Genomic DNA, 14,750 nt, shown 5'->3' with positions numbered 1-14,750 from the left:
CGCAGGACGTCGTCGTCGCCGGTCTCAAGCGGCTGGAGTACCGGGGGTACGACTCCGCGGGGATCGCGATCCTGGCCGACGGGGGACTGGCCGCCGCCAAGAAGGCCGGGAAGCTCGTCAACCTGGAGAAGGTGCTGGTCGAGCAGCCGCTTCCGGCCGGGAGCGCCGGGATCGGGCACACCCGGTGGGCCACCCACGGCGGACCCACCGACACCAACGCCCACCCGCACCTCGACAACGCCGGACGCGTCGCCGTCGTCCACAACGGGATCATCGAGAACTTCGCCGCACTCCGCGCCGAGCTGGGCGGGCGCGGCCACGACCTCCTCTCCGAGACCGACACCGAGGTCGTCGCCCACCTCCTCGCCGAGGCGTACTCGCAGAGCGCGGACCCGGCGGAGGCGATGCGGCAGGTCTGCCGGCGCCTCGAAGGTGCCTTCACCCTCGTCGCCGTGTTCGCGGACGCGCCCGACGTCGTGGTCGGGGCCCGGCGGAACTCGCCGCTCGTCGTCGGGGTGGGCGACGGCGAGGCCTTCCTCGCCTCCGACGTCGCCGCGTTCATCGCCCACACCCGCTCCGCGATCGAGCTCGGCCAGGACCAGGTGGTCGAGCTGCGGCGGGAGGGCGTCGTGGTCACCGGGTTCGACGGGGAGCCCGCCGAGGTGCGTGCGTACCACGTGGACTGGGACGCCTCCGCCGCCGAGAAGGGCGGCTACGCCTCCTTCATGCTCAAGGAGATCGCCGAGCAGCCCAAGGCCGTCACCGACACCCTCCTCGGCCGGATCGACCCGGAGGGCATCCTCCACCTCGACGAGGTGCGGATCACGCGGGGTGAGCTCCGGGAGGTCGACAAGGTGGTGATCGTCGCCTGCGGGACCGCCTTCCACGCCGGGATGATCGCCAAGTACGCCATCGAGCACTGGACCCGGATCCCGTGCGAGACCGAGCTCGCCAGCGAGTTCCGCTACCGCGACCCGATCCTGGACCCGCACACCCTCGTCATCGCCATCTCGCAGTCAGGCGAGACGATGGACACCCTGATGGCGCTGCGGCACGCCCGTGAGCAGGGCGCGAAGGTCCTCGCCATCTGCAACACCAACGGCTCGACCATCCCGCGCGAGTCCGACGCCGTGCTCTACACCCACGCCGGTCCCGAGGTCGCCGTCGCCTCCACCAAGGCCTTCCTCACCCAGCTCGTGGCCTGCTACCTCGTGGCCCTGTACCTGGGGCAGGTCCGCGGGACCAAGTGGGGCGACGAGATCCGGACCGTCATCCGTCAGCTCTCCGAGATCTCCGGCTCCGTCGACCGGGTCCTGGCGACCATGGAGCCGGTGCGGGAGCTGGCCCGGTCGCTCGCCCCGCACGACACCGTGCTCTTCCTCGGCCGGCACGTCGGCTACCCCGTCGCCCTGGAAGGCGCGTTGAAGCTCAAGGAACTCGCGTACATGCACGCCGAGGGGTTCGCCGCCGGGGAGCTCAAGCACGGGCCGATCGCGCTCATCGAGGACGGTCTCCCCGTCGTCGTCGTGGTGCCGTCACCGGCCGGGCGCTCCGTGCTGCACGGCAAGATCGTGTCGAACATCCAGGAGATCCGGGCCCGCGGCGCCCTCACCGTCGTCATCGCGGAGGAGGGCGACGAGGAGGTCGTCCCGTACGCCGACCACCTCATCCGGATCCCCGCAACGCCTACGCTGCTTCAGCCGCTGGTCGCCACCGTGCCGTTGCAGGTCTTCGCCTGCGAGCTGGCGACGGCCCGCGGCAACGAGGTGGACCAGCCGCGCAACCTGGCGAAGTCCGTCACCGTGGAGTGAGCCATCAGCCAACAGTGAGGGTGCGTACGTGATCATCGGGGTCGGGATCGATGTGGCGGAGATCGAGCGGTTCGACGCGGCGCTGGAACGTACGCCGAACCTCGCCCAGCGCCTGTTCATCGAAAGCGAGTTGCTGCTCCCCGGTGGTGAGCGGCGCGGGATCGCCTCGCTGGCCGCCCGCTTCGCAGCCAAGGAGGCCCTCGCCAAGGCGCTCGGCGCGCCCGCCGGGCTGCTGTGGACGGACGCCGAGGTGTACGTGGAGGAGAGCGGACAGCCCCGGCTGCGGGTCCGGGGCACCGTCGCCGCACGCGCGGCCGAGCTGGGGGTGCGGCAGTGGCACGTGTCGCTCAGCCATGACGCCGGGGTGGCCTCCGCGGTGGTGATCGCGGAGGGCTGAGAGCCGGGGCGGGGGCGCGGATTCCTGCGTACGTTGGACCCATGCGTACCGCCTACAGCGTCTCCACCGTACGGGCCGCCGAACAGGCCCTGATGGCACGGCTCCCGGAGGGCACGCTGATGCAGCGCGCCGCCGCCGGGCTCGCCGCCGCCTGCGCCGATCTGCTGCGGCGCGGCGGCCGCGTCTACGGCTCCCGCGTCGTCCTCCTCGTCGGCAGCGGCGACAACGGCGGCGACGCGCTGTACGCGGGGGCCAGGCTGGCCCGGCGCGGCGCGGGCGTCGTGGCCGTGCGGGTGTCACCCGGCCGGGCCCACGAGGGCGGGACGGCGGCACTGCTCGCGGCGGGCGGACGGGTGATGGACGTGGGGGAGGTGGCCCCGCACCGCGACTGGGGCGGGCACATCGACCTCGTCGTCGACGGCATCACCGGCATCGGCGGGCGCGGCGGACTGCGGCCGGACGCCGCCGCCGTGGTGGAGCACTACGCGGCGCACGGGGTGCCCGTCGTCGCCGTCGATCTGCCGAGCGGCGTCGAGGCCGACACCGGCGAGGTGCGGGGGGCCGCCGTGCGCGCCGATGCCACCGTCACCTTCGGCGCGTACAAGCCGGGGCTGCTCGTCGACCCGGCCGCCGAACGGGCCGGCGCCCTGCACCTCGTCGACATCGGGCTCGGCGCCGAACTCCCCGGCGTACCCGATCTGGAGGCGCTCCAGTACGCGGACGTCGCGGCCCTGCTGCCCGTGCCCGCCGCGGAGAGCGACAAGTACCGGCGCGGCGTCGTCGGCATCGTCGCCGGATCGGCGCGCTACCCGGGGGCCGCGGTGCTCGCCGTCTCCGGGGCGCTGCGCGGCGGGGCGGGGGCCGTGCGCTACGTGGGACCGGGCGGCGACGCCGTGATCGCGCGGCATCCGGAGACCCTGGTCCACGCGGGCCCGCCGTCGAAGGCCGGACGCGTCCAGGCCTGGGTGGTCGGTCCGGGGCTCGGCGACGGCACGGACGCCGCCCGGGCGGTCTCCGACGTGCTGGCCACGGACGTACCGGTGCTCGTCGACGCGGACGGGCTGCGGCTGCTGGACGCCGACGTCGTACGGGCGCGCACCGCGCCCACCGTCCTGACCCCGCACGCCGGGGAGGCCGCGGCGCTGCTCGGCGTACCGCGCGAGGAGGTGGAGGCGGGGCGGCTCGCCGCCGTACGCGAACTCGCCTCCCGGTTCCGCGCCACGGTCCTGCTCAAGGGCTCGACGACCCTGATCGCCACCGACGCCCCGCACACCCCGGTGCGGGTCAACCCGACCGGAACCTCATGGCTGGCCACGGCGGGCAGCGGCGACGTGCTCTCCGGGCTGACCGGTTCGCTGCTCGCCGCGGGCCTCGCCCCGCGCGACGCCGCCTCCGTCGGCGCCCACCTCCACGGCCTCGCCGCCCGGCACGCGTCGGACGGCTCCCCGGTCGCCGCGCAGGACGTCGCGGAGGCCATCGCGGCGGCATGGCGGGACGTACGGGCCTGAGTGATGCTGGGAGCGGCGAGAGGGGATGCCAGTGACCGCCGACAGTGACCTGCGCGTACGCAGGGTGTACGACCCCCAGGAGGACGGCGACGGCACCCGCGTCCTCGTCGACCGGCTGTGGCCGCGCGGCGCCTCCAAGGACCGGGCCGCGATCGACAAGTGGCTCAAGGACGTCACCCCGTCGGACGAACTGCGCTCCTGGTACCACGAGGACCGTTCCGAGAACCGGTACGACGCCTTCGTGGACCGCTACCGTGCCGAGCTCGCCGACCCCGTGCACACGGCGGCCGTGGACGAGCTGACGGCACTGGTCCGCGAGGGCGGTCCGGTGACGCTCGTCACGGCGGTCAAGGATGTCCCGCACAGCCATGTGCCGGTCCTCGTCGACCATGTGGAACACGAGCTGAACCGCCGCTGACGTGCGTGCCGACCGGCGTGCCGCGCCCTGGCGCGGCCGACTCCCGGGGGCCCTGCCGCGCGCCAGTGAGACACTGGGCGCGATGAACGAGACAGCGTCCTTGAGAGCCCGTGCCGAGATCGACCTCGCCGCACTCCGCGCCAACGTGCGCGTTCTGCGTGCCCGGGCGGCCGGTGCGCAACTCATGGCCGTGGTGAAATCCGACGCCTACGGGCACGGGGCGGAGCGCTGCGCCCGCGCCGCACTCGAAGCCGGCGCCACCTGGCTGGGCACCGCCACCCCGCACGAGGCGCTCGCCCTGCGCGCGGCCGGCCTCGGCGGCCGGGTGATGTGCTGGCTCTGGACGCCGGGCGGGCCCTGGCGCGAGGCGATCGAGGCCGACATCGATGTGTCGGTGAGCGGTATGTGGGCGCTGGACGAGGTCACCGCCGCGGCGACGGAGGCGGGCCGGCCCGCCCGTATCCAGCTCAAGGCCGACACGGGCCTCGGCCGCAACGGCTGCCAGCCCGCCGACTGGGCCGAACTGGTCGGCGCCGCCCGCACGGCGGAGCAGGCCGGCACCGTCCGCATCACCGGCCTCTGGTCCCACTTCGCCTGCGCCGACGAGCCCGGGCACCCCTCGATCACCGCTCAGCTGGACACCTTCCGCGACATGGTGGCGTACGCGGAGAAGGCCGGCGTCGAGCCCGAGGTGCGGCACATCGCGAACTCCCCGGCGACGCTGACGGTCCCCGCGTCGCACTTCGACCTGGTGCGGACCGGGATCGCCATGTACGGCATCTCGCCCAGCCCCGAACTGGGCACCCCGGCCGACTTCGGGCTGCGCCCCGTGATGACGCTGGCCGCCTCGGTCGCCCTGGTCAAGCGGGTCCCGGCCGGCCACGGCATCAGTTACGGGCACCACTACACGACGTCCGCGGAGACCACGCTCGGCCTGGTGCCGCTCGGGTACGCGGACGGCGTTCCGCGCCACGCGTCGGGCCGCGGCCCGGTGCTGGTCGGCGGTGTCCGGCGGACGGTCGCGGGCCGGGTCGCCATGGACCAGTTCGTCGTCGACCTCGACGGGGACGAGCCGGCGGTGGGCAGCGACGCCGTGCTGTTCGGCCCGGGGGACCGGGGCGAGCCGAGCGCCGAGGACTGGGCGCGGGCGGCGGACACGATCGCGTACGAGATCGTCACCCGGATCGGCGGCCGGGTGCCGCGCGTCTACCGGGACGACGAAACGCCGGAGGGCCCCTCGGCCGGGTCCTGACCGGAAAAGCGCCCCTGACCAGGCACGATCTGAACAGGTCCCGAGCCGGCCGGACGAGAACGCAGGACCTCGGGCGGCCCTGACCGACCCGACGGACACGACACGACCGACGAGGAGCGCGGCACGGTGAGCGAGATCAGCGCGGGGGACGCGGTGGCGACGGCCGCTTCGGCGGCCGGCTGGCGCCGGGCGGGGATCGCCGGGGCCGCCATAGGTGTGATCGCCGCGGGCGCGGCGGCCGGGGTCGCGGTCGAGCGGCTGACTGTCGGCCGCGGCATGCGCAAGCGGGCCAGGCTGGCGCTGGACGCCACCGGACCGTACGGCTCGCTGCGCGGGCTGCCGGGCCGGGCGACGGCCGACGACGGCACCGAGCTGTACTACGAGATCGACGAGGTCGACCCGGGCAGCGGCAAGTCGACGGGCGGTACGCCCCCCGGACCGCGCCGGCGCCGGCTCTTCGGGCACAAGGCGCCTGCCCCGGTGACCGTCGTCTTCAGCCACGGCTACTGCCTCAGCCAGGACTCCTGGCACTTCCAGCGCGCGGCCCTGCGCGGGCTCGTACGCACCGTCCACTGGGACCAGCGCAGCCACGGCCGCTCCGAGCGCGGCCGGGCGCAGGCACAGGGCGTGCACCTCCGCTTCGACCAGCTCGGACGCGACCTCAAGGCCGTGATCGACGCGGCCGCCCCCGAGGGGCCCCTGGTGCTGGTCGGGCACTCCATGGGCGGCATGACGATCATGGAGTTCGCCGACCAGTACCCGGCACTCATGCGCGACCGGGTCGCCGCCGTGGCCTTCGTGGGCACGTCGAGCGGGAAGCTCGGCGAGGTCAGTTTCGGGCTGCCGGTGGCGGGCGTGAACGCGGTGCGGCGGGTGCTGCCCGGCGTGCTGAAGGCGCTCGGCTCGCAGGCGGAGCTGGTGGAGCGGGGGAGGCGGGCGACCGCGGATCTGTTCGCCGGGCTGATCAAGCGGTACTCGTTCGGCTCGCGGGACGTGGACCCGGCGGTCGAGCGGTTCGCCGAGCGGCTCATCGAGTCCACGCCGATCGACGTCGTCGCTGAGTTCTACCCCGCCTTCATCGCGCACGACAAGAGCAAGGCGCTGCCGCTGTTCCGGGACCTCCCGGTGCTGATCCTGGCGGGCGACAAGGACCTGGTGACGCCCAGCTCGCACAGCGAGGCGATCGCGGACCGGCTGCCCGACGCGGAGCTGGTCATCGTCCCGGACGCCGGTCACCTGGTGATGCTGGAGCACCCGGAGACGGTGACGGACCGCCTGGCGGACCTGCTGGTGAGGGCGGGCGCCGTGCCGGAGTCGTCCGAGGCGCGCGGGTGAGGGCGGGCGCCGTGCCGGAGTCCTGCGCGGCGCGCGGGTGAGGGCCGGGTACGTACCGGAGATCCTCTAACGTTGGCGGGCATGGAAGCACCGCACAGCAGCCCGGCGGCCGAGCCCGCCGCAGGCGCCCCGCACGACACCGTCACCGTGACGCTCGCCGTCGAGTCCCCCGAACAGATGCAGGCCCTGGGCCGCCGGATCTCCGGCGTGCTGCGCCCCGGCGACCTGGTGATGCTCACCGGCGAGCTCGGCGCGGGCAAGACGACCCTGACCCGGGGGCTCGGCGAGGGCCTGGGCGTCCGTGGCGCCGTCACGTCGCCCACCTTCGTGATCGCCCGCGTCCACCCTCCGCTCGGCGGCGGCCCGGCGCTGGTCCACGTCGACGCGTACCGCCTGGGCGGCGGGCTCGACGAGATGGAGGACCTGGACCTCGACGTGTCGCTGCCGGACTCGGTGGTCGTCGTCGAGTGGGGCGACGGCAAGGTCGAGGAGCTCTCCGACGACCGGCTCCACGTGCTCATCGACCGCGCGGTCGGCGACACGGACGACGAGCGGCGCGCGGTGACGCTGGTGGGCTTCGGCGCACGGTGGACGGGGCTGCGGACGGAGTCCTGGGCCCCGTGGGACACGGCCGGACTCTGAGGAGCGGCCGGCCCCGGGTCTGTTTCCGACATGGTGTCGGCAAATTGTTGCGCGGGGTGGTGCGGGCGTGGTGACATGGAGGGCGAGAGCAGGTTAGGTCTGCCTAACCGTGCCTTCCACCGGAGCCCCAGGAGGCGTTCATGCCGACATCGGAGCGAGAAGTGCGGACACCGCCGCGGGCGGTGTCGATGAGAGACCTGCTCGCCGCCGGAGCGGCGGCGACCGCCGTCTCCACCCCGCCCGGCCCACGCCCGCGCGGCTCGGCGCCCGCGCCGCGGGAATCCGCGGGAGCGCACCCGAAGCGCGGCTGAGGCCCACGGACGGGCCCGGCCTCACGGACGGGCCCGGCAGCCCCTACGAGACGACGTTGACCTTCACGCCCACCGTCGCGAACGTCCACACCGCGTTGCCGTCCGCGCGGGACATCCGTACGCCACCCGCCTTCAGCGTCGGGTCCGGGCTCTCCATCGAGCCGTCCTGCGCGGCGCTGAAGCCGATGGCCACGTCGTTGTTCGTCGCGAACCGGACCACGTGCTCGATCGGCACCCCGTCGGAACCCGTGACGCGTCCGGAGCGCGAGGTCACCTGGTAGACGCCGGGCCTGGCCTGCACCGCGCTCGGCATCACCTTGAAGGTCCGGGTCGACTTGTTCCCGGCGTCCACCAGCCATACCCGGCGGTCGCCCAGCGCGTACACCACGCGCATGCCCGTGCCTGAGGCTGCGGGAACGGCGAGCGGGTCCTTCTTCGGCTTCGGCCTGGCGCTGCCGCCCGTGGCCGGTGAACTGCTGGACGTCTTCGGCTTGGCGGCGGCCAGGTCGTCGGGGACGTTCGCCGATGCCTGGTAGGCCAGGAAGCCGACCGCGGCGACGGCCGCCGCGGTGAGCGCGGCCACGATTCCCGAGCTGCCCCTAGCCACCGTGCGCCTCTTTCGCCGTCGTATGCCGTAGACCGTCGTATGTCGTACAAGCGTTTACACGTACTCCGCGTATACCCGGTGACGGTAGCACCGGAGCACCCCCGCGCCGGGACGCCGTACGGGGCGCCGTACCGCCCTCGGCGGAGCCGTAGGCTGTTTGCGTGCTCTTGCTCGCTATGGATACCGCCACCCCCGCCGTCACCGTCGCCCTGCACGACGGGACCCGCGTCGTCGCCGAGTCCGGTCAGGTCGACGCCCGAAGGCACGGGGAGCTGCTGCTGCCCGCCGTCGACCGGGTCCTCGCCGAGGCCGGCGTGAAACTCGACGCCGTGACGGAGGTGGTCGTGGGCGTCGGCCCCGGCCCGTACACCGGACTGCGGGTCGGCCTGGTGACGGCCGCGACCTTCGGCTCGGCGCTGTCCGTGCCCGTGCACGGGATCTGCACCCTGGACGCCCTCGCGTACGCCGCGGGGCAGGCCGGGGTGGCGGGCCCGTTCGCCGTCGCGACGGACGCCCGGCGCAAGGAGGTCTACTGGGCGCGGTACGAGGACCCCCTCACCCGGACCGGTGAACCCGCCGTGGACCGGCCCGCCGACATCGCGGAGCAGCTCGCGGGCCTCCCCGTCGCCGGGGCGGGCGCGGTGCTCTACCCCGAGGCGTTCCCGGACGCGCGCGGCCCCGAGCACGTCGCCGCCGGTGCGATGGCGTCCCTCGCCGCCGGGCGCCTCGCCGCGGGCGAGGCGCTGCTGCCGCCGCAGCCGCTCTACCTGCGCAGGCCCGACGCGCAGGTCCCGAAGAACTACAAGGTGGTCACCCCCAAGTGACCGCCACGACCGCAGTGCTGCGCGAGATGCGCTGGTGGGACATCGATCCGGTGCTCGACCTGGAGCACGAGCTGTTCCCGGACGACGCCTGGTCGGCCGGCATGTTCTGGTCCGAGCTGGCGCACGCCCGCGGGCCGCGGGCCACCCGCCGCTATGTGGTCGCCGAGGACCCGGTGTCCGGCCGGATCGTCGGATACGCGGGCCTAGCGGCCGCCGGCGACCTCGCCGACGTACAGACGATCGGGGTCACCCGCGGCCACTGGGGCGGCGGGCTCGGCTCCGAGCTCCTGACCGACCTGCTGAAGCACGCCACGGCCTTCGAGTGCGCCGAGGTGCTGCTGGAGGTCCGCGTCGACAACACCCGGGCGCAGAAGCTGTACGAACGCTTCGGCTTCGAACCGATCGGTTTCCGCCGCGGCTACTACCAGCCGGGCAACATCGACGCACTCGTCATGCGCCTCCACGTACAAGAAAACGAGACTGACTGATGGCTGACGAACCGCTCGTACTCGGCATCGAGACCTCCTGCGACGAGACCGGCGTGGGCATCGTCCGCGGGACGACGCTGCTCGCCGACGCCGTCGCGTCCAGCGTCGACACACACGCCCGCTTCGGCGGCGTCGTCCCCGAGATCGCCTCCCGCGCGCATCTGGAGGCGATGGTTCCCACGATCGAGCGCGCCCTGAAGGAGGCCGGGGTCACCGGCCGCGACCTCGACGGCATCTCCGTCACCGCCGGGCCCGGACTCGCCGGCGCCCTGCTCGTCGGCGTCTCGGCGGCGAAGGCGTACGCGTACGCGCTGAACAAGCCGCTGTACGGCGTGAACCACCTGGCCTCGCACATCTGCGTCGACCAGCTGGAGCACGGCCCGCTCCCCGAGCCGACGATGGCGCTCCTGGTCAGCGGCGGCCACTCCTCGCTGCTGCTCGCCCCCGACATCACCAACGACGTGCGGCCGCTCGGCGCGACCATCGACGACGCGGCCGGCGAGGCCTTCGACAAGATCGCCCGGGTGCTGCAGCTCGGCTTCCCCGGCGGCCCGGTCATCGACCGTCTCGCGCGGGAGGGCGACCCGAAGGCCATCGCCTTCCCGCGCGGGCTGAGCGGCTCGCGCGACCCCGCGTACGACTTCTCCTTCTCCGGCCTGAAGACCTCCGTCGCCCGCTGGATCGAGGCGAAGCGCGCCGCGGGCGAGGAGGTGCCGGTAAGGGACGTGGCGGCGTCCTTCCAGGAGGCCGTGGTGGACGTGCTCACCCGAAAGGCCGTCCGGGCCTGCAAGGACGAGGGCGTCGACCACCTGATGATCGGCGGCGGCGTCGCGGCCAACTCGCGGCTGCGGGCGCTCGCCCAGGAGCGGTGCGAACGGGCCGGCATCCGGCTGCGCGTGCCGCGCCCCGGACTGTGCACCGACAACGGGGCCATGGTCGCCGCGCTGGGCGCGGAGATGGTGGCCCGCAACCGGCCCGCCTCCGACCTGGAGCTCTCGGCCGACTCCTCGCTGCCGGTCACCGAGACCCATGTGCCGGGCGCCGGGCACAGCCACACGCACGACCATGTGCACGAGATCAGCAAGGACAACCTGTACTCATGAGCGGGAACGGCACCACCGTCGCGCTGATGTGGGAGGCCCGGGCCACCGAGGGCAGGGGCGCGGAACTGCTGGAATGGGCCCGCGCCCGCGCCGGCGAGCTGGCGCGCCCCCCGCTGCGCAGCGAGCTGCTGCGCGCCCCGCAGGACCGCGTCCTGGTCATCACGTGGTGGGAGGGCGCCTACGGCGACGACCTGCCGGAGCTGCCCGAACCGGACGCGGCGGCCATCACCCGGCCGGTGCACCGCTGGCGGTTCGAGTCCCTCGGGCCGGCAGACCGGTGATGATCGCGTCGAGCTCCGCCTCCACCTCGTAGTCGGCGGCGTACGCCCGCCAGTCGTCCCTGATCGCGGTGAGGCGGGGCAGCAGGGCCGCGTCGTCCTCGGTGACCGTCTCGGGGAGTGGGCGGGGCTCGAACCGCCCGGCCCGGTCTCCGGATACGCGACGGCGTTCTGGGCCGCCGCCGGACTGCTCGCGGCGGGGGCCGTCGCCGCGCTGGTCCTGCTTCCGCGCGAGCGGGAAACCGTGGCAGCGACCGCTCCCGGATCCGTGGCAGCGACCACTCCCGGAACGGGCCCGGTGGCCGATCCGGACATTTCTTTGAAGAATTCCGGGGGGAGTGTCGATCCGGCTGTCTCCCGTTCGACGCAGGGGTGAGAGGCGGGGAAGAGGTCCCCGCCCTCCCGACCGAGGAGCCACCATGCCGCGCTTCATGTCACTCATCCGCATCGACGAGCAGGCCGCCGCCGGGTTCGAGCCCGACCCCGACTTCGAGAAGCGCATGGGCGCCCTGTTCGAGGAGATCAGCAAGGCGGGCGTGATGCTGGAGACGGCCGGCCTCACCCCGACCGCCCAGGGCACCCGGGTCCACTGGGCCGGCGGAAAGCTCAGCTGCACCGACGGGCCCTTCACCGAGACCAAGGAGGTCGTCGGCGGGTACGCCATCCTCCAGTGCAAGGACAAGGACGAAGCGCTGGAGTGGACCAAGCGGTTCCTGCTGTGCCACCCGGAGAGCTGGAGCGTCACCTCCGAGGTCCGGGCCATCGACGAAGCGACCGGCTGACCGGCCGGCCGCGCTTGCCCGCGTCCCGGACGGCTGCTCTGATGGGTGGCCGTGACGGCAGCGAGCGCGGTTGAGGCGGTATTCAGGATCGAGTCCGCGCGGATCATCGCCGGTGTCGCCCGGATCGTCCGGGACGTGGGCATCGCCGAGGAACTGGCGCAGGACGCCCTGGTCGCCGCGCTGGAGCAGTGGCCGGAGTCGGGCGTCCCGGACAACCCGGGAGCCTGGCTCATGGCCACGGCCAAGCACCGCGCCATCGACCTCGTACGCCGCCGCGAGACGTACGCCCGCAAGCTGGCCGGGATGGGCCGGGACCTGGAGACCGTCTCCGGCGAACCGGACCCGGGTGCCGCGGACCCGGACCGGATCGACGACGACCTGCTGCGGCTGATCTTCACCTCCTGCCACCCGGTGCTCTCCACCGACGCCCGGATCGCACTGACCCTGCGCCTCCTCGGCGGCCTCACCACCGGCGAGATCGCCCGCGCCTTCCTCACCACGGAGCCGGCCGTCGCCCAGCGGATCGTCCGCGCCAAACGGGCTCTCGGCCGGGCCGGAGTCCCCTTCGAGGTGCCGTACGGACCCGAGCGCGCCGCCCGGCTCGGATCGGTGCTCGAAGTCATCTACCTGGTGTTCAACGAGGGCTACGCCGCGACCGCCGGCGACGACTGGCTGCGCCCCGGCCTCTGCGAGGACGCGCTGCGGCTGGCCCGGGTGCTGGCCGGGCTGATGCCGGGCGAGGCCGAGGTGCACGGGCTGGCCGCCCTGCTGGAGCTCCAGGCCTCGCGCACCGCCGCCAGGACCGGGCCGGACGGTGCGCCGGTGCTGCTCGCCGGCCAGAACCGGGCCCGCTGGGACCGGCTGCTGATCCGCCGCGGCTACGCGGCCCTGCTCCGGGCGAGCGAAACGGCCGCGGAGACGGGGCAGGCCATGGGCCCGTACGCCCTCCAGGCGGCCATCGCCGCCTGCCATGCCCGGGCGGCGCGCTACGACGACACCGACTGGGCCGCCATCGCCGCGCTGTACGACCGGCTCGCCGCCCTGACCCCGTCCCCCGTCGTCGAGCTCAACCGCGCCGTCGCCGTCTCCATGGCAGAGGGCCCGGCCGCCGCTCTCGCCCTGGTCGACGCGCTGGCCGCCGACCCCGCGCTCAAGGCGTACCACTTGCTGCCGAGCGTCCGCGGGGATCTGCTGGAGCGGATGGGGCGTACGGACGAGGCGCGCGCCGAGTTCGTACGGGCGGCGGAGCTCACCCGCAACGAGCGGGAACGGGCCCTGCTCCTGGACCGGGCCGGCCGATGAGTTCCGGGCCCGCCACCGGTCTACCTTGCACGGCAACCGGTACCACCGCGTGAGGAGAAGACCATGCAGAAGGTCACCACGTTCCTGTGGTTCGACAAAAACCAGGCCGAGGAGGCGGCGGACCACTACATCTCCGTCATCGGCGGCGACTCGCGCGTCCTGGACGTGACCCGCTGGACGGCCGCGTCGCCGGGCGAGGAGGGAGCCGTGATGACGGTCCGCTTCCAACTGGACGGCGCCGAGTACATCGCGTTCGACGGCGGCCCCGAGTTCTCCTTCAGCGAGGCCGTCTCCCTCTCCGTGGAGTGCGGGTCACAGGAGGAGGCGGACCGGCTGTGGGACGCGCTCACCGCGGACGGCGGCCAGGAGAGCCAGTGCGGCTGGCTCAAGGACAGGTTCGGCGTCTCCTGGCAGATCCTCCCGCCCGGTCTCGGCGATGCCCTGACCGACCCGGACCCGGACAAGGCGGCCCGCGCCATGAAGGCGATGCTCGGCATGAAGCGCCTCGACATCGAGGCCCTGCGCAACGCCTGACGTGCGATCACCCGGACGCGGGGCGGCACCCGCGCTCGATAGGGTCTGGCCCATGTCCGCTCGCCCCGCGCTGCCGCCGCCCCCTCCGCCCGTGGAGATACGCACCTGGCCCGACCGGGGAGCGCTGCTCGCCGACCGGGCCCACATCCTGGGCGCGCTGGTGAAGATGCACCTCGGCCCCGGCCGGCTCGGACTGCTGTGGATGTGGGGAGCGGTCGGCGCGCTCGGCTGGGCGCTGATCGGCACCGCCATCGTCACCTTCGAGCAGTCGTACGACGTCTTCAGCGCCTTCTTCGGCGTCATCATGCTGGCGCTGGGCGCCTGTTGCCTGGTGCCGGCCGTCGTCCTCGTCGTCATCGGCCTGCGCCGGGACCGGCGGCTGCGCCGACTCCTCGCGCAGTGGGGCGCCCTTGACCGTGATCCCGCGAGCGACACCGCGTACCGGCTGCCGGGGGTGAGCCTGGTGTGGCTCCTCGGCTCCTTCGTCCTCTGCGCCTGCGGGCTGTACGCCTGCTTCGTGGTGCCGGCCGGCGCCGTCCGGGGCGATGACACCTACGGCCTGATGGCCCTGATCATGGGCCTCGGGTTCATCGGCTGGATCATCGGCCTCATCGGCATCACCAAGGCGTTCTGGCACCGGCGTTGGGTCCTGCGGACCCTGCTCGGCGCAGCCGCCCCCGAGCCGCTGGTCTCCGTGCGGGGCGGCGCCCACCGCTGAAGCCGGCCCGGCCGCCGTCAGCGCAGGGCGGCCTCCGGACCGGTCACGGGACGGCCGATCAGCATCGTCGGTACGTTGGCGACCCGGGTCAGGAAGACCGTGGCCGCGTTCGGGCCCTGGAGCTTCATCTTCCGCCGCAGTTCCTCCGGTTCGACGCCCGAACCACGCTTCTTGACCGTGAGGACGCCGACCTCCCGCTCCCGCAGGAGCGCTTTGAGCCGCTTCGTGTTGAAGGGCAGCTGATCGGTGATCTCGTAGCCCGCGGTGTACGGGGAGTCGTACAGCTCGTCGCTCGTGACGTACGCGATCATCTCGTCGAACAGCCGGCCGTGGCACCGCTCCACGATCCCGGCCACCAGATGAGCCCGGATCACCGCACCGTCCGGCTCGTACAGATAGCGCCCCACCGGGCCGACCGGCGGGGCGCTATCTGTACGAGC

General features: G+C 73.6%; 18 protein-coding genes. 16 read left to right on the top strand and 2 right to left on the bottom strand.

Features of this window, described 5'->3' with window-relative positions; translation table 11 throughout:
• From glmS to JGS39_RS30460, 8 genes are all read left to right on the top strand, one after another.
• Positions 1 to 1,811 (top strand): glutamine--fructose-6-phosphate transaminase (isomerizing) (gene glmS, locus JGS39_RS30495; RefSeq protein ID WP_219572932.1); only part of this gene is annotated, 1,811 nt, incomplete at its 5' end.
• A gap of 28 nt (positions 1,812 to 1,839) precedes the next feature.
• Entirely contained in the window at positions 1,840 to 2,208 is a 369-nt protein-coding gene (locus tag JGS39_RS30490) for a holo-ACP synthase (protein WP_219572931.1), read from the top strand.
• A 41-nt stretch (positions 2,209 to 2,249) separates the two neighbouring features.
• Positions 2,250 to 3,716 (top strand): NAD(P)H-hydrate dehydratase, encoded by a 1,467-nt coding sequence (locus tag JGS39_RS30485; protein ID WP_219572930.1) that lies wholly within the window; start codon positions 2,250 to 2,252, stop codon positions 3,714 to 3,716.
• Positions 3,717 to 3,747: 31 nt separating this feature from the next.
• Complete coding sequence (locus JGS39_RS30480) at positions 3,748 to 4,134, top strand: DUF488 domain-containing protein (RefSeq protein ID WP_308120796.1); 387 nt, start codon at positions 3,748 to 3,750, stop codon at positions 4,132 to 4,134.
• An 82-nt stretch (positions 4,135 to 4,216) separates the two neighbouring features.
• Complete coding sequence (gene alr / locus JGS39_RS30475) at positions 4,217 to 5,386, top strand: alanine racemase (protein ID WP_219572928.1); 1,170 nt, start codon at positions 4,217 to 4,219, stop codon at positions 5,384 to 5,386.
• 126 nt (positions 5,387 to 5,512) lie between these two features.
• Complete coding sequence (locus JGS39_RS30470) at positions 5,513 to 6,721, top strand: alpha/beta fold hydrolase (RefSeq protein ID WP_219572927.1); 1,209 nt, start codon at positions 5,513 to 5,515, stop codon at positions 6,719 to 6,721.
• 81 nt (positions 6,722 to 6,802) lie between these two features.
• Entirely contained in the window at positions 6,803 to 7,363 is a 561-nt protein-coding gene (gene tsaE, locus JGS39_RS30465) for a tRNA (adenosine(37)-N6)-threonylcarbamoyltransferase complex ATPase subunit type 1 TsaE (protein WP_219572926.1), read from the top strand.
• A gap of 140 nt (positions 7,364 to 7,503) precedes the next feature.
• A complete protein-coding gene (locus JGS39_RS30460) occupies positions 7,504 to 7,674 on the top strand; it encodes a hypothetical protein (protein ID WP_219572925.1) in 171 nt (56 codons plus the stop codon).
• A 43-nt stretch (positions 7,675 to 7,717) separates the two neighbouring features.
• On the opposite strand, the gene JGS39_RS30455 is transcribed toward JGS39_RS30460, so the two are convergent.
• Positions 7,718 to 8,257, bottom strand: a complete 540-nt coding sequence (locus tag JGS39_RS30455; RefSeq protein ID WP_219572934.1) for a hypothetical protein — start codon at positions 8,255 to 8,257, stop codon at positions 7,718 to 7,720.
• A gap of 200 nt (positions 8,258 to 8,457) precedes the next feature.
• Between JGS39_RS30455 and tsaB the strand changes: the two genes are divergently transcribed.
• From tsaB to JGS39_RS30415, 8 genes are all read left to right on the top strand, one after another.
• A complete protein-coding gene (gene tsaB, locus JGS39_RS30450; protein WP_219572933.1) occupies positions 8,458 to 9,105 on the top strand; it encodes a tRNA (adenosine(37)-N6)-threonylcarbamoyltransferase complex dimerization subunit type 1 TsaB in 648 nt (215 codons plus the stop codon).
• The gene (gene rimI, locus JGS39_RS30445; RefSeq protein WP_219572924.1) at positions 9,102 to 9,593 is read left to right on the top strand and encodes a ribosomal protein S18-alanine N-acetyltransferase; all 492 of its coding nucleotides are present in this window, start codon (positions 9,102 to 9,104) and stop codon (positions 9,591 to 9,593) included. Before tsaB ends, rimI begins: the two co-directional genes overlap by 4 nt.
• Entirely contained in the window at positions 9,593 to 10,696 is a 1,104-nt protein-coding gene (gene tsaD / locus JGS39_RS30440) for a tRNA (adenosine(37)-N6)-threonylcarbamoyltransferase complex transferase subunit TsaD (RefSeq protein WP_219572923.1), read from the top strand. The genes rimI and tsaD overlap by 1 nt, the downstream gene beginning before the upstream one ends.
• Positions 10,693 to 10,977, top strand: coding sequence for a hypothetical protein (locus tag JGS39_RS30435; RefSeq protein ID WP_219572922.1), 285 nt, complete (start codon positions 10,693 to 10,695; stop codon positions 10,975 to 10,977). The genes tsaD and JGS39_RS30435 overlap by 4 nt, the downstream gene beginning before the upstream one ends.
• 416 nt (positions 10,978 to 11,393) lie before the next feature.
• Positions 11,394 to 11,756: a YciI family protein gene (locus JGS39_RS30430; RefSeq protein WP_219572921.1), complete on the top strand. Its 363-nt coding sequence runs from the start codon at positions 11,394 to 11,396 to the stop codon at positions 11,754 to 11,756.
• Between the two features lie 51 nt (positions 11,757 to 11,807).
• Positions 11,808 to 13,058 (top strand): RNA polymerase sigma factor, encoded by a 1,251-nt coding sequence (locus JGS39_RS30425; RefSeq protein ID WP_219572920.1) that lies wholly within the window; start codon positions 11,808 to 11,810, stop codon positions 13,056 to 13,058.
• Between the two features lie 63 nt (positions 13,059 to 13,121).
• Positions 13,122 to 13,592 (top strand): VOC family protein, encoded by a 471-nt coding sequence (locus JGS39_RS30420; protein ID WP_219572919.1) that lies wholly within the window; start codon positions 13,122 to 13,124, stop codon positions 13,590 to 13,592.
• Positions 13,593 to 13,644: 52 nt separating this feature from the next.
• Positions 13,645 to 14,310 (top strand): hypothetical protein, encoded by a 666-nt coding sequence (locus JGS39_RS30415; protein ID WP_219572918.1) that lies wholly within the window; start codon positions 13,645 to 13,647, stop codon positions 14,308 to 14,310.
• A 17-nt stretch (positions 14,311 to 14,327) separates the two neighbouring features.
• Here JGS39_RS30415 and JGS39_RS30410 read toward each other — a convergent pair.
• A partial coding sequence (locus JGS39_RS30410) for a THUMP-like domain-containing protein (RefSeq protein ID WP_443742931.1) occupies positions 14,328 to 14,750 on the bottom strand: 423 nt, incomplete at its 5' end.

Source organism: Streptomyces poriferorum (assembly GCF_019399235.1).
GTDB classification, from domain to species: Bacteria; Actinomycetota; Actinomycetes; order Streptomycetales; family Streptomycetaceae; genus Streptomyces; species Streptomyces poriferorum.
Note: the sequence above shows the minus strand (reverse complement) of the source record. Positions and strands in the feature narration are given on the sequence as shown.

Bases quoted from the DNA above. Each gene is read 5' to 3' on its own strand.
- alr (WP_219572928.1), top strand. From the start codon at position 4,217: ATGAACGAGACAGCGTCCTTGAGAGCCCGTGCCGAGATCGACCTCGCC.
- tsaE (WP_219572926.1), top strand. From the start codon at position 6,803: ATGGAAGCACCGCACAGCAGCCCGGCGGCCGAGCCCGCCGCAGGCGCC.
- JGS39_RS30435 (WP_219572922.1), top strand. From the start codon at position 10,693: ATGAGCGGGAACGGCACCACCGTCGCGCTGATGTGGGAGGCCCGGGCC.
- JGS39_RS30430 (WP_219572921.1), top strand. From the start codon at position 11,394: ATGCCGCGCTTCATGTCACTCATCCGCATCGACGAGCAGGCCGCCGCC.
- tsaB (WP_219572933.1), top strand. From the start codon at position 8,458: ATGGATACCGCCACCCCCGCCGTCACCGTCGCCCTGCACGACGGGACC.
- JGS39_RS30485 (WP_219572930.1), top strand. From the start codon at position 2,250: ATGCGTACCGCCTACAGCGTCTCCACCGTACGGGCCGCCGAACAGGCC.
- JGS39_RS30415 (WP_219572918.1), top strand. From the start codon at position 13,645: ATGTCCGCTCGCCCCGCGCTGCCGCCGCCCCCTCCGCCCGTGGAGATA.
- tsaD (WP_219572923.1), top strand. From the start codon at position 9,593: ATGGCTGACGAACCGCTCGTACTCGGCATCGAGACCTCCTGCGACGAG.
- JGS39_RS30420 (WP_219572919.1), top strand. From the start codon at position 13,122: ATGCAGAAGGTCACCACGTTCCTGTGGTTCGACAAAAACCAGGCCGAG.
- JGS39_RS30460 (WP_219572925.1), top strand. From the start codon at position 7,504: ATGCCGACATCGGAGCGAGAAGTGCGGACACCGCCGCGGGCGGTGTCG.